The sequence below is a fragment of the Sphingomonas echinoides ATCC 14820 genome (assembly GCF_000241465.1).
In the GTDB taxonomy this organism is placed as follows: domain Bacteria; phylum Pseudomonadota; class Alphaproteobacteria; order Sphingomonadales; family Sphingomonadaceae; genus Sphingomonas; species Sphingomonas echinoides.
The window spans coordinates 814,808-832,914 of sequence record NZ_JH584235.1 but is presented as its reverse complement, the minus strand read 5'-3'; the positions used below and the strand labels follow the sequence as shown (position 1 = coordinate 832,914).

The following is an 18,107-nucleotide window of genomic DNA, read 5'->3' as shown; positions in this document are numbered from 1 at the left end:
CCGCTTGGAGAACGTGCGAAGTCGAGCGACGCGGGTGCTGCACGGTGGACCCCGGCACAGGGCCGGGGTGACGGGGGCGGGAGGTGTGACGCGGGAGGAGCGCCGACGGCAAAGCCGCCGTCGGTCGGGCTCGCCACAGGGGCGACCCGCCGTCCGATTTGGGCGATCCGCTGCGCGGACCGGTGGCCCGCATGGCCACCTTCGCCCAAACGCAAACGTCCGGGCCGTTTCCGACCCGGACGCCTGCGTGACGATCGCTCGTCAGCCCCCATCTCGCTCTCGCTGCACGCCTTGCGGCGGCGCTGAAAGCATTCCCCGAACCACGGCCGTTGCCTGTGTGTCAGTGACAGAAGCGTTAAGTGTGAGTGAGCGGCTTGTCATGGGGAATATGGCCGATCCGTAGCGATTGCGGCGCTGCTGTGGCGCTTGCGCAACAGGGGGCAACAGTTGCCAGCGCTGCATGTGCGCCGTAGAGCGGGCTCCATGATCCTTTCCCGCTATGAACGCATGATCGCCCGGCGGTATCTGCTGCCCGGCAAGGGCGAGGGGTTCATCTTCCTCGTCGCTGGCATCAGTCTGGTCGCGGTGATGCTCGGCGTCGCCGCGCTCGTCATCGTGATGAGCGTGATGAACGGCTTCCGCGCCGAACTGTTCGACAAGATCGTCGGGCTCAACGGCCATGCCGTGGTGCAGGGCTATGCCGGGCAATTGCGCGACTGGCGCGACATCGTCGCGCAGGCCGACAAGACGCCGGGCGTGACCAGCGCCACGCCGATGATCGAACAGCCGCTGATGACCACCTATAACGGTCGCGTCGAAGGTATCTTGCTGCGCGGGATGCAGGTGTCCGACATTCGCAGCAACAGGACGATTGGCAACAAGGTGGTGATGGGCTCGCTCGCCTCGCTGAAGCCGGGCAGCGGCGTGATCGCGATCGGATCGGGCCTGGCCGACCAATTGGGCGCGGTCGTCGGCAGCCAGATAACGATTATCAGTCCCCAAGGACCATCAACACCATTTGGCACGATGATGCGCGCGGTAAGCTATACCGTCGGCGCGATCTTCACGATCGGCGTGTACGATTATGACAAGGCGTATGTCATCATGCCGATGGAGGACGCGCAGACGCTGCTGATGATGGGCGATTCGGTCGGCATGATCGAGCTGCAGACCAACGATGCCGACCGCGTCGGCACGATCCTCGCCCCGCTCGCCCGGCAAGTCGGGCAGCGCGCGGTGATTCAGGATTGGCGGCAGATGAACGCGCAATTGTTCGAGGCACTCTCGGTCGAGCGCGTGGCGATGTTTACCGTGCTGTCGATCATCATTCTGGTCGCGGTGTTCAATATCCTGTCCTCGCTGATTATGCTGGTGCGCGCCAAGACGCGCGACATCGCGATCCTGCGGACGATGGGGGCGAGCCGGGGGGCGATGATCCGTATCTTCATGACGGTTGGCACCACGATTGGCGCGCTGGGCGTGGTCGCGGGGCTGATCCTTGGCTTCATCTTCCTGCATTTCCGGCAAAATATCGTCGATTTCGTGCAATTGGTGACGGGTCAAAACCTGTGGGATCCGTCGATCCGTTTCCTTACGACATTGCCCTCCAAGACCGATCCGGTCGAAGTGACCGTCATTTCGCTGATGGCGCTGCTGTTCAGCTTCCTCGCCACGCTCTACCCCGCGCTGAAGGCGGCGAGCACCGATCCCGTGCAGGTGTTGCGCTATGAGTGAACCGGTCCTCAGCGTTGCCGGCCTGACGCGCGCGTTCAGCCAGGGTGGCGAAACGATCGAAGTGCTGCGCGGGGTCGATTTGCATGTCGGCGCGGGCGAGATCGTCGCGCTGCTGGGGCCATCGGGCTCGGGCAAATCCACGCTGTTGCAGGCGGTCGGGCTGCTCGAAGGCGGTTTCGGCGGATCGATCCGCATCGCGGGCGAGCAAGTCGCCAAACTCGATTCGGACGGGCGCACCCGCGTGCGCCGCGATTCGCTGGGTTTCGTCTATCAATTCCATCACTTGCTGCCCGATTTCAACGCGACCGAGAATGTCGTGCTGCCGCAGTTGATCCGCGATCGCACCCATGCCGAGGCCAATGCGCGCGCGACCGCCTTGCTCAGCGCGCTCGGCCTCGGCCACCGCCTGACGCACCGCCCCAGCCAATTGTCGGGCGGCGAGCAGCAGCGCGTCGCGGTCGCCCGCGCGCTCGCCAATCAGCCCGCTTTGGTGCTGGCGGACGAACCGACCGGCAATCTCGACGAGGCTACCGCGGACGTGGTGCTGGCCGAATTCCTGCGGCTGGTGCGCGGCGAAGGCTCGGCGGCGCTGGTCGCGACGCATAATGAGCGGATGGCGCTGAAGATGGACCGCGTGGTGCGCCTGCACGAGGGGCGGCTGGCGTGAGCGCATCCGGTGGTCGCCTGCCCTGGCTGACCATCGCGATTTGCGCCGCCGGCATGGCAGTGGCGGCGTGGTTGTTCTGGCTGCTTGGGCCAAGCGCCGTGATGCTGGTGCGTGGCGATCGGATCGGTCGAGCCTTTTACGTACCGTCGGAAAGCATGCTGCCGACCTTGCAGCTTAACGATCGGGTCGCGCCCCTGCAGATTGGCGCTGCGGGGCCACAGCGCGGCGATGTCATCGTTTTCCGAGCGCCCACCAGCGTGCGCGTCGCGCGCGTGGCGGCGATCGGTGGGGATACGATCCAGATGCGGGGCGGGGTGGTGGTGTTGAACGGTGTGGCCGTGCCGCAGACAGGGATTGGGGCGGGCCCAGCGCTGGATGGTATGCCCACACGCCTGCTGGCGGAACGCTTTCCGGGCGATGCAAGGACGCATCGCATCCTCGACCTAGGCGCGTCCCCGCAAGACGACACCGCGCCGCTGCGCGTGGCACCGGGCAAGCTGTTCGTCCTCGGCGACAATCGCGACCGCGCTGCTGATAGCCGCATCCCATTGGCGGAAGAAGGCGTCGGCCAAGTCGATCGTTCGGCTGTGATCGGGCTGGTCGATGCGGTGTATTGGGCAAAGGACCGCGCTCGCATTGGCCGTCCGATCGACACAATAGGGAATGTGCGATGATCGCTGACGCCTGGACCATATCCCCCACGCTCACCGGCCAGCACGTCACGCTGCGCCCGACCGTGCTCGACGATCGCGACGGCATTGTCGCGGCGGGGGCGGATGGGAAGATCAGCGAATTGTTCTTCACCAACGCCTCGACGCTGACCGACCCGGACGCCTTCATGGCGGCGCTGTTCAAGGAGCGCGATTTCGGGCGGGCGATGCCGTTTACCGTCTGCACCCCCGACGGCCGCGTGGTCGGCCTCACGCGCTATATGCGGATGAACGCAGGCCATAAGCGGCTGGAGATTGGCGGCACCTTCTACGCCAAGTCGGTGCAGCGTACCGGCGTCAACACCGAGGCCAAGTTGCTGCTGCTCACCCACGCCTTTGAGGTGATGGGCTGCAACGCGGTGCAGATCCGCACCGACTGGTTCAACAAACGCTCGCAGGCGGCGATCGAGCGGCTGGGGGCCAAGCGCGATGGCGTGCTGCGCAACCATCAAGTGATGGATGGCCGCGTGCGTGATCTTGTGGTCTATTCGATCATCGCCACCGAATGGGCCGGGGTGCGGCAGAATCTGCGCTTCCTGCTCGCGCGCCACGCCTGAGGAGTTCGCTTATGCCTGCCATCACCGATCTCACCGTCAAAGCCGCCGACGGCACCCCGGTCGATCTGTCGGCTTATGCCGACAAGGTGCTGCTGATCGTCAACACTGCCTCCAAATGCGGCTTCACCCCGCAATATGAAGGGCTGGAGGCGCTGCACCGCCAATTCGGCGATCGCGGGTTTGAAGTGCTCGGCTTCCCCTGCAACCAGTTCGGCGCGCAGGAGCCGGGCGATGCCGCGGAAATCGCCAATTTCTGCTCGCTGACCTATGACGTGACCTTCCCGGTCTTCGCCAAGATCGACGTCAACGGTGCCAATGCCGATCCCCTGTTCGTCGCGCTCAAGAAGCAGGCACCCGGGATCCTTGGCACCGAGGGGATCAAGTGGAACTTCACCAAATTCCTGATCGGCAAGGATGGGCAGGTGGTCGAACGCTATGCGCCGACGACCAAGCCCGCCGACATCGCGGCGGACATCGAAAAGCTGCTTTAAGAGGGACTCTGTGGGCGGCATGGTTCGGGCACCGTACGCGGTGGTGTTGGGAGCAGCGCTGGCGCTGCTCTTGGCGTCGCCCGGCATGGCGGCGGCTTCCCCCGAGCGCACCATCGCGATCGAACGACCGCAGCAGCTGAGTGGTCACCCGGTCGGGGGACAGTTGCCGATCGTGACCTTGCGGATCGGCGCGGAGTCGCTGCGCTTCCTGTTCGATACGGGGGCCTCCGAGGCGGTGCTGAGCGAGCAGACTGCGGCACAGCTTGGGCTGCGCGGCACGGCGATGCAGAACGGGGCCGATAGCGGCGGCGTTGCCGTTGCCGGGCGCTATGTCACGGGCGTTGATCTCGCGACGGTAGATGGCGCGCCGCTCCGCCATTTCGACCGCGTGCTGGCGATGCCGCTGGGCCCGCTTGAGGCGCTGGGGCTGGCGGGGGTGATCGGGCCGCAGGCGCTGGCCGCTACCGGGTGCGTGCGCGTCGATTTTCGCGGGGGCGTGGCGACGGTGGCCGGAGCGGGTGCGGCGGCGTGCCGTCCGCCGACCAAGGGGGCTAATGTCGCGGCACCGGGCTGGCGCGGAGACGGGCGGCCGCATGTGCCGGTCGGCGTGGGGGATGGCGCGAATACGTCCCCGTTTCTGGTCGATAGCGGCGCGTGGCGCAGCGCGATCCCGCCCACCGCCGCCACCCAGCTTCCCCGGCTGCGGACCGCGCAAAGCCGCGGGGTCGGGGGGAAGATCGTAACGATGGACATGGTCGGCCCCGTCACCCTCAAAGTCGGGAACGCCCCGCGACCCTTGCCAGAGGCGGCGGTGGTCGAGGGGCGTCCGACGGGCGTGCTGGGGTTCGATCTGCTATCGGGCATGACGCTGGTGCTGCACGCCGATGGGGCCTTCTCGATCGGCGAGTGATCAGCGCCCCGGGACGCCGATCGCCTGGAGCGTTGCGGTGATGCCGCTGAACAGGAAGCTGATCCCCAGCACATAACCGGGCAGCGTCAGCGCGGTGAAGGGAATGCCCCAGATGATCCACACCGCCAGCACGATGTTGAGAATGCCGAGCAGGATCAAGCTGATCCCGAACCGCCGAAAGCGTGCACCGATCGCGATTTCCATCACGCCGCGCGCGGTCAGCCAGATCGCGATCATCAACGTCAGCGAGACGGCACCGGTGGCGGGTTCGACGATGATCCACGCGCCGATCACCAGCGACAGGATGCCGCTCAACAGCGTGTAAGCGGAGAAGTGGTGGCCGCGCAGCCCGAAGCTGGCGACCGCGGCGACCGCGCCGGTCGCGATCAGGAACGAGCCCGCCAGCAACGCGGCGGTCAGCGTCGCGGTGACGGGCCAAAGGAAGGCGGTGATGCCGACGGCGATGCTGAGCAGGCCGTAAGCCAGCAGCCAACCCGTCCCGACGCGAGCGGAGGTGGTGGACGAACCGAAAGTCGTGTCGCTCATATCTGTCTCCAGGGTAAAGTGCCGGTTCGGCGGTGGAAGAATTTGATTTTACCTAAGAACCCCGATCGCGCCATGGCACTATACGTAAGTTTACGGTGCAACGCAGGCGGGGCGGTGGGGTTCACCGCTTTACGAATCGGCGCATTGGGCGCTACCAACCGGAATGGCCCATTCCGCGTTCGTACCCCTTCGGATCTTCTCTTCCTACACCATGCTCGACGGCGCGATCGAGCCCAAGGCGATTGCCAAGCGCGCGCAGGAACTGGGCTTTCCCGCCGCCGCCCTGACCGACCGCAACGGCCTGTATGCAGCGATGGCGTTTGGCGATGCCGCGCGCGCGGCGGGGGTGCAGCCGGTGATCGGCACGATGCTGGGCGTGTGCCGCCCCGACATGCCCGACGCCGCCACCCCGGTGATCGACTGGCTCGCGCTCTACGCGCAGGATGAGGATGGCTATCGCAACCTGTGCATATTGGTGTCACGCGCGCATCTTGATCGGCCGCTGGAACTTGCGCCGCATGTCGATTTCGCGGCGCTGGAGGGGCATACCGACGGCCTGCTCGCGCTCACCGCCGGGCGCGAAGGCGGCCTGGCGCGGCTGTTCGCCGAGGATCAGCCCGATCGCGCGTTGGCCTATGCCGATCGCTTGCAGGCCTTGTTCCCCGACCGGCTTTATATCGAGCTGACCCGGCGGCTCGACGAGATCGAAGGCAAGGCCGAACCCGCGCTGCTCGATCTCGCCTACGACCGCAATCTGCCGCTGGTCGCGACCAACCCGTGCTGCTTCGCCACGCAGGATTTCAGCGAAGCGCACGATGCTTTGCTGTGCATCGCCAATTCGACCTATGTCGCCAGCGAAGACCGGCCGCGCACCTCGCCCGATGCGTGGATGAAGCCCGCCAAGGACATGCGCGAGTTGTTCGCCGACTTGCCCGAGGCGATCGCCAACACGCTGGTGGTGGCGCAGCGCTGCGGCGTCGGCGCGCCCAAGCGCAAGCCGATCTTGCCGAGCCTCGCCGGCGACCCCACCGCCGAAGCCGCCAAGCTGCGCGAAGATGCCCATGCCGGGCTCGAGCGGCGGCTCGACCGGATCGAGCAACTCGCGGTTTCGGCTCCCCTCCCGCTTGTGGGAGCGGCTGGGGGAGGGGAGTCTTCTGCGGCTGGTTCAGGCCCTCCCCCAACCCCTCCCGCGAGCGGAGATTCGGACTGGCGTGAGCCGTACCGCAAGCGGCTCGATTTCGAGCTCGACGTCATCATCCAGATGGGGTTCCCCGGCTACTTCCTGATCGTCGGGGACTTCATCAAATGGGCGAAGGATCATGATATCCCCGTCGGGCCGGGGCGTGGTTCGGGCGCGGGTTCGGTCGTCGCCTGGGCGCTGACCATCACCGATCTCGATCCGATGAAACTCGGCCTGCTGTTCGAACGCTTCCTCAACCCCGAGCGCGTATCGATGCCCGACTTCGACATCGATTTTTGCGAAACGCGGCGTGGCGAGGTGATTCGCTACGTCCAGGAGAAATATGGCCGCGACCAGGTCGCGCAGATCATCACCTTCGGGAAATTGAAGGCGCGCGCGGTGCTGAAGGACACCGGGCGCGTGCTGCAAATGGGCTATGGCCAGATCGACCGGCTCGCCAAGCTGATCCCCAACCTCCCCGCCGACCCATGGGACCTCAAACGCGCGATCGACGGCGTGTCGGAGCTGCACAGCGAATATAAGAATGATCGCAGCGTGCGGCATCTGCTCGATCTGGCGATGAAGCTGGAAGGTCTGCCGCGCCACAGCTCGACCCACGCGGCGGGCGTGGTGATTGGCGACCGTCCGCTTGCCGATCTCGTGCCGCTCTACCGCGATCCGCGCTCGGACATGCCCGTCACCCAGTTCGACATGAAATATGTCGAAGGGGCGGGCCTCGTGAAGTTCGACTTTCTCGGCCTGAAAACACTGTCGGTGCTCAAAAAAGCGATCGACCTGCTGGCGGCACGCGGCGTGGTGGTCGATCTTGATGCGCTCGAATGGGATGACGAGGGCGTCTATAAATTGCTGCAAAAGGGCGACACGGTCGGCGTGTTCCAGTTGGAATCCGAAGGCATGCGCCGCACGCTTTCCGCCGTGCGCCCGTCCAACTTCGGCGACATCATCGCGCTCGTCTCGCTCTACCGTCCGGGCCCGATGGACAACATCCCGATGTTCGGTCGCCGCAAGAACGGGCAGGAGGAAATCGCTTATCCGCATCCGCTGCTCGAAGGCATCTTGTCCGAAACCTACGGCATTTTCGTCTATCAGGAACAGGTCATGCAGGCCGCGCAGATCCTGGCGGGCTATTCGCTGGGGCAGGCCGACATGCTGCGCCGCGCCATGGGCAAGAAGAACCAGGCGGAGATGGACGCGCAGCGCGCGCATTTCGCCGAGGGCTGCAAGACCATCAACGGCATCGATGCCGCCAAGGCCAACGAACTGTTCGACTTGATCGACAAATTTGCGGGCTACGGCTTCAACAAATCGCACGCCGCCGCCTACGCCTTGCTGTCCTATCAGACGGCGTGGCTGAAGGCGCACCACCCGCACGAATTCTTCGCCGCCTCGATGTGCTTCGATCAGGCGCAGACCGACAAATTGAGCGTGTTCATCGACGATATGCGCCGCCTCGGCGTCGCCATCCTGCCGCCCGACATCAACCGCAGCGAGGCCGAATTTTCGGTTGAGGATAGTGGTGATGGCTTGGCGGTGCGCTATGCGCTCGCGGCGCTCAAATCGGTCGGTGAAGGCGCGATGGAAAAGCTCGTCGCCGAGCGCGAGGCGGGCGGGCCGTTCGAGTCGATCGACGATCTCGCACGCCGCATCGATCCGCGCATCCTCAACAAGCGGCAGCTGGAAACGCTGGCGGCGGCGGGCGCGTTCGATGCGTTGAACGACAATCGCGCGGGCATCGTGGCGAGCGCCGAAACGATCCTCGCCACCGCCGCGCGCATCCATGAGCAGAAGGTCAGCGGACAGGGCGGGCTGTTCGGCACCGCCGAAGCCTCCGAACCGCCGATCAAATTCCCGCTCTCCGCGCGCTGGACGATGGCCGAGCGGATGGACCAGGAGCGCGAGGCGTTCGGCTTCTATTTCTCGGCGCATCCGGTCGACCGGCACAGCCATTTGGCCAAGCTGCATGGCGCGCGCAGCTTCGTCACGCTGGGCGAGTTGAACATTCCCGATGACGGCACCCGCGCCGGTGCGACCATGGCGGTGCTGGTCGAGGATGCGCGCTGGCGCACTTCGGCGCGCGGCAAGCGCTATATGATGGCGACGCTGTCGGACCCGTCGGGCCAGTTCATGGCGACCTGCTTCGATGATGCGGTCGCCGCCGAGCTGGAGGAATGCGCGCGCACCGGCGGCTGCGGATTGGCGACGGTCGAGCTCGATCGTCGCCCTGGCGAGGAAACCCCGCGCGTATCGGTCAAGCGGCTGCAATCGTTCGAATCGCTCGCCTCCAACGCGCGCTTCTGCCTGGAACTTTCGGTCGATACGCCGGGCGCGATGGCGGCGCTCGCCAGCATGTTGTCCGAAGCGCGCGGCGCGCGCGGCGAAGTGTGGGCGACGGTGACGGTTTCGCCTGGCGAGACCACGCGCGTGCTGCTCGGGCGCGACTTTCTGCTCGACGGGGAGCTTGCCGCGCGGATCGAAGCCTTGCAGGATGTTTCAAACGTAGTGCTGAGAACCGCAGAGGCGCGGCTGGCACTCGTCGGATAATCCCCCTCCCGCCTGCGGGAGGGGTTAGGGGAGGGCACGCGACCGGGCACCATGATGCCTCCGCCACCCCTCCCGCAGGCGGAGGGATGTCTATGCTCGGTGGAATGCAGGATTTTGAATTGCGGGTGCCGCGGCTGCTGGACCACGCCGCGCGCGAACATGGCGCGCGCGAGATTGTCAGCTATTGGGCCGATGGCCGCGAAACCCGCAGTGATTGGGCCGGTGTCGCCCGCGATGCCCGCAAACTCGCGCAAGCCCTGGAGCGGATCGGGCTGAAGCCCGGCGACCGCGTCGCCACGCTGGCGATGAACCACAGCCACCATCTGGTCGCCTGGTATGGCACGATCGGGATGGGCGGGGTGATCCACACCATCAACCCGCGCCTGTTCGACGAACAACTCGTTTATATCGCCAACCATGCCGAAGACCGCGTGCTGCTCTATGACAAGCAGTTCCGGCCTTTGGTCGATCGGCTGAAACCGCTGTGGACCAGCATCGAACGCTATGTTTGTTTCGACGATGGCAGCTTCGACGCGCTGATCGCACAGGAGGATGGCGACTATCGCTGGCATGAAGGCCCGGAGCGGGATCCCTGCATGTTGTGCTACACCAGCGGCACCACCGGTAACCCCAAGGGCGTGCTGTACGAACACCGCTCGACCGTGATCCACGCCATGGCCGAAGTCGCGCCCTGGGTGTTCAACCTGTCGCCGAGCGCGGTCGTGCTGCCGGTGGTGCCGATGTTCCACGCCGCCTCCTGGGGCCTGCCCTTTGCCGGCGCGCTGGCGGGCGCGAAATTCGTTTATGCCGCGGTCAACGATCCGGCGGTGCTGTGCCGCCTGATGAACCAGGAAAAGGTGACGCATTCGGCAGGCGTGCCGACTGTTTGGCTGGCGCTGTTCGGCCATATCGATGCGACGGGCGAGGTGCCGCGCTTCCTGCGCCAGGCGACGATCGGTGGTTCGGCCGCGCCGCGCGCGATGATCGAGCGGATCATGGGCATGGGCGTCGAGGTCAAGCATCTGTGGGGCATGACCGAAACCTCGCCGGTCGGCACTGCGGGTTTCCAACCGCCGCATTGGGACGAGATGAGCGCCGATGCGCAGGTCGATCATGTCGGCAAGCAGGGGCAAGTGCCGTTCGGGATCGAACTGCAAGTGGTGGATGACGCAGGCGCGGTGCTGCCGCGCGACGGCACCAGTTCGGGCCGATTGCAAGTGCGCGGGCCGTGGGTGGTGAAGCGCTATTTCAAGGCGGCGGAGGACGCGGTCGATGCCGACAATTGGTTCGACACCGGCGATGTCGCGGTGCTCCACACCGACGGCACGATGCAGATCACCGATCGCGCCAAGGACGTCATCAAATCGGGCGGAGAGTGGATTTCCTCGGTCGATCTGGAAAATGCCGCGATCGGCTGCGCTGGGGTGGCGGAGGCAGCGGCAATCGGCGTGCCCCATCCGAAATGGGATGAGCGCCCTCTACTGATCGTGGTGCGCAAACCCGGCAGCGCGGTGACCCCGCACGAAATCCGCGCGCATCTGGCCCAGCATGTCGCGAAATGGTGGCTGCCCGACGACATCGTCTTCGTCGACGATTTGCCGCACACCGCGACCGGAAAATTGCTGAAAACCGCGCTGCGCGAGCGGTTCAAGGATCATGTGCTGGCGGCGGCCTGAGGTTTCGTCCGCTTACATAGCTCGGTCCCATCGCCGTTCGCTCCACGCGCGTCCCGCGCTTTGAGAGGAGCCCTTCGACAAGCTCAGGGCGAACGGGGATTCGCGGCAATGCTCCCGCGCTAGCGCGTCACCTGCACCACCTTGTCGCGCGCGGTCGCGCCGCGGACCAGCGTCAGCGCGGAGCGCGGGCGGCCCAGTGCCTTGGCGAGCAAGGCGAGGATCGCGTCATTGGCCTTGCCGTCCTCCGGCGTCACCGTCGTGCGGATGTTGATCACGCCCGGCGCGCCGTCTGCGGGCAGGCGGATTTCATTGGCACCGGCATTGGGCGTGGCGCGGATCGTCAAATGCCCGTTCGCGTCGATCAGCGCTTCCAGCTCCTCGCGCTCGGGCAGGCGGTTCTTGATCCGGCTCATCAGAAGAAGGCCGAGGCGTTGAGCGACAGATACAGCGTGTCGTGATCGTTCGATCGGTTGGGCGCTTCGGTCAGGAAGCGCCCTTTGGCCAGCCACACGCCGTCCGCCTCCAATTGCAGCCGCTTGGGGATCGCCCAGAAGCGCAGGCGCGCGTCGCTCTGCCACCCGGCGTCGCGGCCTGACTTCCCCGTCGCATCGACCACCGCCGTCGATGCAAACGCATCGCGCGCCGAGGCGAGCCACAATTTCTTGACCGACAGCATCGCGTCCAGGCGGCGCGACGGCGTCACCTCCAGCCGTGGCCCGAGCGACACCACATTGCTGCGCGTCACCGCATTATACAGGCCCGCCGGGGCGAAATCGCCGCGGCGCATGCCGTAGAGCGTGTCGAAGCGACGATAGCTGCCGTCGCGCCGGTCGCCCGAGGCATAGTCGCCTTCCACTGCGAAATGCGGCGTCCAGGCGGTCTTCCATTGATGGCCGACACTGGCATGGGCGAACCAGGCGATCACCGGCAGCCACGCCGCGTTGCCCGCCACGCTGGCGGAGATCGTGCCGGTCTGGCGCATCACCTCGATTTCACCATCGCTGTGGCCGGGGCTGGGCGGCGCGACCACGCGCGCGGTAAGCGTCGTCAAGTGCCGATCGCGCGTCGCCTGTCCCGGCCGGTCGCGTTCCTCGAAACGGTAGACGCCGACATCCCCGGCGATGCGCCCGAGCAGCGTGGGCCGCGCCACTGTCGCGCCCCAGATCCGCGTGTCGACCCCTTCGCGGTCCAGCGCGATGCGCCCGCTGCGCAAGCCCGCCGCATCATCGGGCAAGCGCTGTTGCGGCAGGAAGTAGAAAACGGTCAGGTTCCAGCGCTCGCCATCCGCGATATCGAAGCGCGCACCGGTGAAGCTGGTCGCGGTGTTGCGATAATCGTCGCGCGCGATCAGCCGACGCGAGCGCAGTTCGGCGGTCTGGCGGCCCAGCGTCAGATGGCCGAACAGGCCCTTGCGCGTCGCATCGCCCACATCCAGCCCGACAAAGGCTTCGATCGGTTCCAGCGTGTTGACTTCATTGGTCGACAGCGCACTGCGCGTCGGCGCATCGAGCGCGCGGCTGTCGGCGAGCGTCCCGCCCAGCGTCAGCGGGCCGGTGCGATACGTTCCATGCACGATGGTGCGCAACTGGGTCGAGGCTTCGTCTGCGGGCACATTCGCGCGCGCTTCGCCGTCGATCGTTTCGTAGCGCAGGCGGATGTTCGCCGAGACATCAACACCGTCTTGCGCGCGCGGCAACACTTGGCCGTGGGCCGGCACAGCGGCGACCAGCACCGTAAATGTCAGAAGCCCCCGCATCTCCGGCGCGCATAGCAAAGATCGCGGGCGACGCCCACCCGCCTTCAGCCAAACAAATCGCCTTGCGGCCCCGGCGGCGGGCGGAACAGGTCGCTGCGCAGCACCATCCGCTCCTGGTTCATCCCATGCTTGCGGCAGGCGATATGGAAGCGTGTGCGCAGCAAATCCGCCCACGGGCCACTCCCGCGCATCCGCGAGAAGAAGCCCGGATCGTTCTCGCGGCCCTGCCGGATCGAGGCGATCGTCGCCATCACCTTGCCCGCCCGGTCGGGGAAGTGCGTGTCGAGCCACGCCTTGAACAAGGGTGCGACCTCCCACGGCAGCCGCACCGGAATGAACGAGATCGACCGCGCGCCCGCTTCTGCGGCGCGTTCCACCAGATGCTCGATCTCGTGATCGGTGATTGCGGGGATGACCGGCGCGATCGAGACATGCGTCGGCACGCCCGCCGCGACCAGCGCGCGCACCGCCGCCAGCCGCCGCGTGGGGGCGGGCGCGCGCGGCTCGACCGTCATCGCGATTTTGGGGTCGAGCGAGGTGATCGAAATCGCCACCGCCGCCAGCCCCTTCGCCGCCATCGGCGCGATCAGGTCGAGATCGTGCACCACCCGGTCCGATTTGGTGGTGACGGTGAGGGGGTGGTTGGTCTCGGCCAGCACCGCGATGCACCCACGCGTGATCCGCCATTCGCGCTCGATCGGCTGATACGGGTCGGTATTGGTGCCAAAGGCGATCGGCTGCGCGACATAGCCGCGCTTCGCGAGTTCGGCGCGCAGCAGTGCGGGCGCATCGGGCTTGGCGAAGAGCTTGCTCTCGAAGTCCAGCCCCGGCGACAGGTCGTGAAACGCATGGGTCGGCCGCGCGAAGCAATAGATGCAGCCATGCTCGCACCCACGATACGGGTTGATCGAACGGTCGAACGGAATGTCGGGCGAGCTGTTGCGGCTGATAATCGTGCGCGGCCGCTCGACGGTGACGCTGGTGCGCAAGCGGGGCGGGGCACCGTCCAGACCCTCGCGATCATCCAGCCAGTCGCCATCCGCCTCGCGCTCGGGCAAGTTGAAGCGGCGGCTTTCACCATTGAGCGTTGCGCCGCGCTGGGGGCGTTTGTCGGCCATTGACAGCGTCTAGCAGATCGATGAGAACGTAACAAGAACATGTGGAGGGAATGAGCAATGGCGCGCTTGAACTATCTCGAACTGCCGGTCGGCGATCTCGCCGGGGCCAAGGCGTTTTATGCGGCGGCCTTTGGCTTCGACTTTACCGATTTCGGCCCGAGCTATGCGTCCACGATGAGCGGCGACACCGATATCGGCCTGCAAGCCGACGTCCCCGAACAGACCGCCGCCGCCTTGCCGGTGATCGACGTCGCGGATCTTGACGAGACTGAAGCGGCGGTGCTTGCGGCGGGTGGCATCCTTACGCGGGCGACCTTCGCCTTTCCCGGCGGGCGGCGCTTTCACTTCCGCGATGTCGCCGGGCATGAAATCGCGGTGATGCAGAGCGCGTGACCGGCTTGCCGCGCCGATGATGATCGATAGAAGAGGGGGAATATTCGCCGGGGGAGGTTTCATGATTCGACTGCGCACGCTCTTCGTTCTTGCAGCGGCGATGCTGCCGGTCGCGGCGCAGGCGGCGGACGACAAGGAGCGGCTGCTCGATCTGCGCCAGCCGCCGGTGGTGGTGCAGGCGCTGCAGGATGCTGGCTACAAGGCCGAACTCAAGACCAACAAGGCCGGCGAACCCTATGTGCTGAGCGGTGCCAACGGATCGTCCTTCACCATCGAATTTTACGGCTGCACCGGGGTGAAGGACTGCAACTCCTACCAATTCTCCAGTTGGTACAAGGCCGAGCCGCTGTTCACGCCCGAACTGGCCAATGCCTGGAACGTGTCGAAACGCTTTCTCAAAGTGTCGATCGGCAAGGATGGCGCGTTGAACGAGTGGATGGATTTCTCCGCCGTCGGCAAGACCACCTTTGCCAATTTCGCCGACATCGTTGATTGGTATCAGACGATGGACGCCGACCTCACCAAATTCCTCGACGAAAAACGCGCGGCGGCGAAGGCGAAATGACCCGTCACCGCTCGCGCAAACGCGGCATCAGCTCGACGAAATTGCACGGGCGGTGGCGGCTGTCGAGCTGGCTTGCCAATATGCCGTCCCAGCCGTCCTTCACCGCTCCGGTCGATCCCGGCAGCGCGAAGATATAGGTGCCGCGCGTCACGCAGGCGCAGGCGCGCGATTGTACGGTTGAGGTGCCGATCGTCTGGAAGCTGAGCCAGCGGAACAGCTCGCCAAAGCCGGGGATCATCTTGTCGGCCACGCGCTCGATCGCCTCGGGCGTCACGTCGCGCCCGGTCACGCCGGTGCCGCCAGTGGTGATCACGCAATCGATCTGCTCGTCATCGATCCAGCGGTGCAGCGTGCCGACGATGAGGTCGACATCGTCGCGCACGATCTCGCGTGCGGCCAGCACATGCCCCGCACCCTCCAGCCGCGCGACCAAAGTGTCACCCGAACGATCCTCGGCGAGGCCGCGCGTGTCGGAAACGGTGAGGACGGCGATGCGGACGGGCTGGAAGATCAGGCTTTCGTCAATCGGCACGGGCGATCGCTCGTCCTGAAGTGCTGGTCGCCGTGGTGCTCGCCATCGTGCGGCCGGAGGACGCGCTCGACGTCAGGCGAACCGCCGCAGCCCCCGGCAAACCGGGGAAGCGCGGCCACAGGCCCTGCGACAAAGCGGCACGGCTGACCGAGGCGGTTTTGCCAGTCTGCGCCTCATAGACCCAATAGTTGCGCAGCACCGTGGTCACGTAACCGCGCGTCTCCCAGAACGGGATCGATTCGATGTAGAGCAGCGGATCGCCGCCATCGCGCGCTTGCGCGTTCCACGCCTCGACCGGCCCGGGTCCGGCATTATAGGCCGCAATCACCTTGGGCAGCAGGCCATCGGTGCAATGCTGGTCGCGCAGTTGCTCGAGATAGCTTTGCCCGACTTCGAAATTGGTGCCGGGTCGGGAGAGGGCGCTGCGGTCGAAATTGCGGCCCTGTTTGCGCGCAATGTCGGTCGCGGCACCGGGGCGCACCTGCATCAGGCCGTAAGCCCCCGCCGGGCTGACGACATCGGTGCGGAAGCGCGATTCCTGCAGCGTGTGCGCAAATACCAGCGCCTTGTCGACGCGCCAGCCGCCATCGGGGGCCCAATTGGGCGCGGGGAAGCGCGCCTCGACCGGCGGCGTCGCGCCGACCGGGCCATTGTGCGACAGCCAGATCAACGTGGCAGGCAAATCGAGCGCGGCGGTCAGGCGGACCAAAGCGGGATATTCGGCTGGGTCGCCGATCCGCGCCTGTTGCCGGATCACGCTATCGGCGAGCGCGGTCTCGCCAATCTCGACCAAGGCCGCCGCAACGCGCACATTCGGACGGCGACCAAGCGTCTGCCAGTCGCTCGCGACCACCGCCGCCATCGGGTGCGCGGCGGTTTCGCGGATGCCGAGCGCCTGGCGTGCGAGCAGGCCGTAAAAAGTCTCGCGATATTGCGCGGCGTTCTTCAGCCGGTTTTCGACGCGATCGGGCCGCGCGCACTGCATGTCGGCGCGGGCCGCCCAATAGAGTGCCGCCGCGCGCAGATCGACATCGCTGGCGCGGGCGGCGACACCCTCGAACAGCGTAGCGGCGGCGGCGCAATCATGCTGCCGCCACGCCGCCAGCGCGCCCACCCACTGGCCCTCAACCGCGAAATCGCCATATCCGGCGGCGGCCTTCTGTGCCATCGCGCGGGCGTTGGTATCGTCCCCCGCCAGGAAATACATCCAGGCGATCTTGCGCTGCCATTCGGTCTGCAGGTCGCTGGAAAGCCCCGGCGTCGCCTCGAGCAAGGCCTGCGCATCCGCCCCGCGATCTTCCTTGATCATCGGCTGCATCTTCAGCGCGAGTTCGACCGCGAGCAGATCGCCCTTGCCGAAGCTCTTCGCGCGCTTGCGGGCCGGCGCGCCGTCGATCCAGGTGAGCGCGCGCGCTTCGGGCAGCGGCGGCAGGCCGACGCCGCCGCGCGAAGCGGCCATCGTCAAGATCTGCTTGGCCTGGGGCAATTCGGGTGCGCTGGCGAGCAGCTTCATCAGCGGGTCGAGATCGGCCTTGGGGGAACCCTTGGCGGTCAGCAATTCGGCCTGGGCGATCGCATGGAGCGGGCCGGGCTTGAGGGCGGCGAGTTGAAGCTGGGCGTCCTGCCATCTCTGGCTGCGGATGCTGGCGAAGACCGCGCGATAGCCTTCGCGCTGTTCGACATCGAGCTGGGCGGGGATGGTGGGGCGGGCACTGGTCGTCTCGACCGAAACGGGGGGCTCGCCGGCCGCATAAGCGGTCGCGGGAACGGTAAGGGCAAGCGTGGCGAGGGCCGCCAGTCTAGCGCTCATGCGTCCAATCCTGCGATCAGCATCTGCAAATCCTTCCACGCGCGCGCCTTTTCGGCGGGCCGTTCCAGTAAGAGTCGCGGATGGAAACTGGCCACCACCTCGACCAGCTTACCCATGCCACCTTCCGGGTTAATCGGGTGCAAAGTACCGCGCGCACGCGCTACGTCCATCCCGGTAAATCCACGACTCGGCGCATTCCCTAACAGAAGCACCCGTTTCGGCGCGACCAGCGCGACATGATGGCGCGCAATCTCGACCAGCCGGGTTTCGATTTCCGGCGCGATTCGGCCCGCCATCGGGCGCACCGTGCACATCGGCGCGAGGTAGACCGAGTCGCGACTCCGCCCGATCGCGGCCAGCATCCGGTCGAACAACCGCCCGACTGCGCCGCTCAGTAGCACGCCGGTATCGCTATCGTCGCGATCGGGCACATCCACCAAAATCATGATGTCGGCGGCGGGATTGCCCGATGCCGCGATCGGATCGCCGCGCCACGCCGCCTCCGGCGCATCGGGACCGATGCGCCATGCGAGGAACGCCTCGAGCGTCGCGGGCAGTGGCACGATGACCGGTGCCGCTACGGCACGCGGGGCCGGGCGTTGTGGCTGCTGTGTGGGCGGGGCGGGCGGTGCCGCCGTCCAGTCGCGCGGGTCTTCGTCGACCAGCGTGTCGATGCCGACATCGCGCCACCATTCCAGCGCGCTCGCTGCCGCCAAACGCCAATCGATATTCTGGTCAGCCCCCATGCGTTCCTTTAGACTCCTATGTTGACGTGAAGGTCAATTCGCTGGCACGCGGAGATGGACAGGACGTTCCGCGCGCACGACGAGACTGCGCAGTCGGCGTCCGCGACGGAGATGAGATGTGAGCAGCCAAGACACTGGGGCCGAGAACCACCGC

General features: G+C 66.2%; 17 protein-coding genes. 10 read left to right on the top strand and 7 right to left on the bottom strand.

Translation table 11 applies throughout. From position 1 onward, the window contains the following. Positions 1–483: 483 nt before the first annotated feature. Genes ON00_RS03895 through ON00_RS03870 form a run of 6 tightly spaced genes read left to right on the top strand, consistent with a single transcriptional unit; the run spans position 484 to position 5,069 of the window. Positions 484–1,734, top strand: a complete 1,251-nt coding sequence (locus ON00_RS03895) for a lipoprotein-releasing ABC transporter permease subunit (RefSeq protein WP_010403309.1) — start codon at positions 484–486, stop codon at positions 1,732–1,734. Next, on the top strand, positions 1,727–2,401 hold the full coding sequence (locus ON00_RS03890) for an ABC transporter ATP-binding protein (RefSeq protein ID WP_010403307.1): 675 nt from the start codon (positions 1,727–1,729) through the stop codon (positions 2,399–2,401). Before ON00_RS03895 ends, ON00_RS03890 begins: the two co-directional genes overlap by 8 nt. Then, on the top strand, positions 2,398–3,075 hold the full coding sequence (gene lepB, locus ON00_RS03885) for a signal peptidase I (protein ID WP_010403305.1): 678 nt from the start codon (positions 2,398–2,400) through the stop codon (positions 3,073–3,075). Before ON00_RS03890 ends, lepB begins: the two co-directional genes overlap by 4 nt. Then, positions 3,072–3,668: a GNAT family N-acetyltransferase gene (locus tag ON00_RS03880; RefSeq protein WP_010403304.1), complete on the top strand. Its 597-nt coding sequence runs from the start codon at positions 3,072–3,074 to the stop codon at positions 3,666–3,668. The genes lepB and ON00_RS03880 overlap by 4 nt, the downstream gene beginning before the upstream one ends. Positions 3,669–3,679: 11 nt before the next feature. Then, positions 3,680–4,159, top strand: coding sequence for a glutathione peroxidase (locus ON00_RS03875; protein ID WP_010403303.1), 480 nt, complete (start codon positions 3,680–3,682; stop codon positions 4,157–4,159). Positions 4,160–4,178: 19 nt separating this feature from the next. Next, positions 4,179–5,069 carry an aspartyl protease family protein gene (locus ON00_RS03870; RefSeq protein ID WP_029622416.1) on the top strand — a complete coding sequence of 297 codons (891 nt, stop codon included), beginning with the start codon at positions 4,179–4,181 and terminating at the stop codon, positions 5,067–5,069. Here ON00_RS03870 and ON00_RS03865 read toward each other — a convergent pair whose 3' ends face one another. Next, positions 5,070–5,615: an HdeD family acid-resistance protein gene (locus ON00_RS03865; RefSeq protein ID WP_010403301.1), complete on the bottom strand. Its 546-nt coding sequence runs from the start codon at positions 5,613–5,615 to the stop codon at positions 5,070–5,072. A gap of 163 nt (positions 5,616–5,778) precedes the next feature. Here ON00_RS03865 and dnaE point away from each other — a divergent pair, with 163 nt between their 5' ends. Then, positions 5,779–9,357, top strand: a complete 3,579-nt coding sequence (gene dnaE / locus ON00_RS03860; protein WP_029622415.1) for a DNA polymerase III subunit alpha — start codon at positions 5,779–5,781, stop codon at positions 9,355–9,357. A 92-nt stretch (positions 9,358–9,449) separates the two neighbouring features. Beyond that, complete coding sequence (locus tag ON00_RS03855) at positions 9,450–11,033, top strand: long-chain fatty acid--CoA ligase (protein ID WP_010403299.1); 1,584 nt, start codon at positions 9,450–9,452, stop codon at positions 11,031–11,033. A gap of 119 nt (positions 11,034–11,152) precedes the next feature. On the opposite strand, the gene ON00_RS03850 is transcribed toward ON00_RS03855, so the two are convergent. Genes ON00_RS03850 through ON00_RS03840 form a run of 3 tightly spaced genes read right to left on the bottom strand, consistent with a single transcriptional unit; the run spans position 11,153 to position 13,907 of the window. Further along, a complete protein-coding gene (locus tag ON00_RS03850; RefSeq protein ID WP_010403297.1) occupies positions 11,153–11,446 on the bottom strand; it encodes a DUF167 domain-containing protein in 294 nt (97 codons plus the stop codon). Next, positions 11,446–12,789, bottom strand: coding sequence for an alginate export family protein (locus ON00_RS03845; protein ID WP_010403295.1), 1,344 nt, complete (start codon positions 12,787–12,789; stop codon positions 11,446–11,448). The genes ON00_RS03850 and ON00_RS03845 overlap by 1 nt, the downstream gene beginning before the upstream one ends. A 44-nt stretch (positions 12,790–12,833) precedes the next feature. Then, positions 12,834–13,907, bottom strand: a complete 1,074-nt coding sequence (locus ON00_RS03840) for a PA0069 family radical SAM protein (protein WP_010403292.1) — start codon at positions 13,905–13,907, stop codon at positions 12,834–12,836. 57 nt (positions 13,908–13,964) lie between these two features. Between ON00_RS03840 and ON00_RS03835 the strand changes: the two genes are divergently transcribed. Beyond that, on the top strand, positions 13,965–14,300 hold the full coding sequence (locus tag ON00_RS03835) for a glyoxalase/bleomycin resistance/extradiol dioxygenase family protein (protein WP_010403289.1): 336 nt from the start codon (positions 13,965–13,967) through the stop codon (positions 14,298–14,300). Between the two features lie 61 nt (positions 14,301–14,361). Then, complete coding sequence (locus ON00_RS03830) at positions 14,362–14,865, top strand: YbjN domain-containing protein (RefSeq protein ID WP_010403287.1); 504 nt, start codon at positions 14,362–14,364, stop codon at positions 14,863–14,865. Between the two features lie 4 nt (positions 14,866–14,869). Here ON00_RS03830 and moaB read toward each other — a convergent pair whose 3' ends face one another. Genes moaB through ON00_RS03815 form a run of 3 tightly spaced genes read right to left on the bottom strand, consistent with a single transcriptional unit; the run spans position 14,870 to position 17,953 of the window. Next, complete coding sequence (moaB, locus tag ON00_RS03825; protein WP_010403283.1) at positions 14,870–15,397, bottom strand: molybdenum cofactor biosynthesis protein B; 528 nt, start codon at positions 15,395–15,397, stop codon at positions 14,870–14,872. Continuing rightward, entirely contained in the window at positions 15,387–17,207 is a 1,821-nt protein-coding gene (locus ON00_RS03820) for a lytic transglycosylase domain-containing protein (protein WP_010403282.1), read from the bottom strand. The genes moaB and ON00_RS03820 overlap by 11 nt, the downstream gene beginning before the upstream one ends. Continuing rightward, complete coding sequence (locus ON00_RS03815; RefSeq protein ID WP_010403279.1) at positions 17,204–17,953, bottom strand: uracil-DNA glycosylase; 750 nt, start codon at positions 17,951–17,953, stop codon at positions 17,204–17,206. The genes ON00_RS03820 and ON00_RS03815 overlap by 4 nt, the downstream gene beginning before the upstream one ends. Positions 17,954–18,107: the final 154 nt, after the last annotated feature.

Coding starts and splice junctions, on each gene's coding strand:
- ON00_RS03895 (WP_010403309.1), top strand. CDS start 484: ATGATCCTTTCCCGCTATGAACGCATGATCGCCCGGCGGTATCTGCTG.
- ON00_RS03890 (WP_010403307.1), top strand. CDS start 1,727: ATGAGTGAACCGGTCCTCAGCGTTGCCGGCCTGACGCGCGCGTTCAGC.
- ON00_RS03880 (WP_010403304.1), top strand. CDS start 3,072: ATGATCGCTGACGCCTGGACCATATCCCCCACGCTCACCGGCCAGCAC.
- ON00_RS03875 (WP_010403303.1), top strand. CDS start 3,680: ATGCCTGCCATCACCGATCTCACCGTCAAAGCCGCCGACGGCACCCCG.
- ON00_RS03870 (WP_029622416.1), top strand. CDS start 4,179: ATGGTTCGGGCACCGTACGCGGTGGTGTTGGGAGCAGCGCTGGCGCTG.
- ON00_RS03865 (WP_010403301.1), bottom strand. CDS start 5,615: ATGAGCGACACGACTTTCGGTTCGTCCACCACCTCCGCTCGCGTCGGG.
- dnaE (WP_029622415.1), top strand. CDS start 5,779: ATGGCCCATTCCGCGTTCGTACCCCTTCGGATCTTCTCTTCCTACACC.
- ON00_RS03855 (WP_010403299.1), top strand. CDS start 9,450: ATGCTCGGTGGAATGCAGGATTTTGAATTGCGGGTGCCGCGGCTGCTG.
- ON00_RS03850 (WP_010403297.1), bottom strand. CDS start 11,446: ATGAGCCGGATCAAGAACCGCCTGCCCGAGCGCGAGGAGCTGGAAGCG.
- ON00_RS03845 (WP_010403295.1), bottom strand. CDS start 12,789: ATGCGGGGGCTTCTGACATTTACGGTGCTGGTCGCCGCTGTGCCGGCC.
- ON00_RS03840 (WP_010403292.1), bottom strand. CDS start 13,907: ATGGCCGACAAACGCCCCCAGCGCGGCGCAACGCTCAATGGTGAAAGC.
- ON00_RS03835 (WP_010403289.1), top strand. CDS start 13,965: ATGGCGCGCTTGAACTATCTCGAACTGCCGGTCGGCGATCTCGCCGGG.
- ON00_RS03830 (WP_010403287.1), top strand. CDS start 14,362: ATGATTCGACTGCGCACGCTCTTCGTTCTTGCAGCGGCGATGCTGCCG.
- ON00_RS03820 (WP_010403282.1), bottom strand. CDS start 17,207: ATGAGCGCTAGACTGGCGGCCCTCGCCACGCTTGCCCTTACCGTTCCC.
- ON00_RS03815 (WP_010403279.1), bottom strand. CDS start 17,953: ATGGGGGCTGACCAGAATATCGATTGGCGTTTGGCGGCAGCGAGCGCG.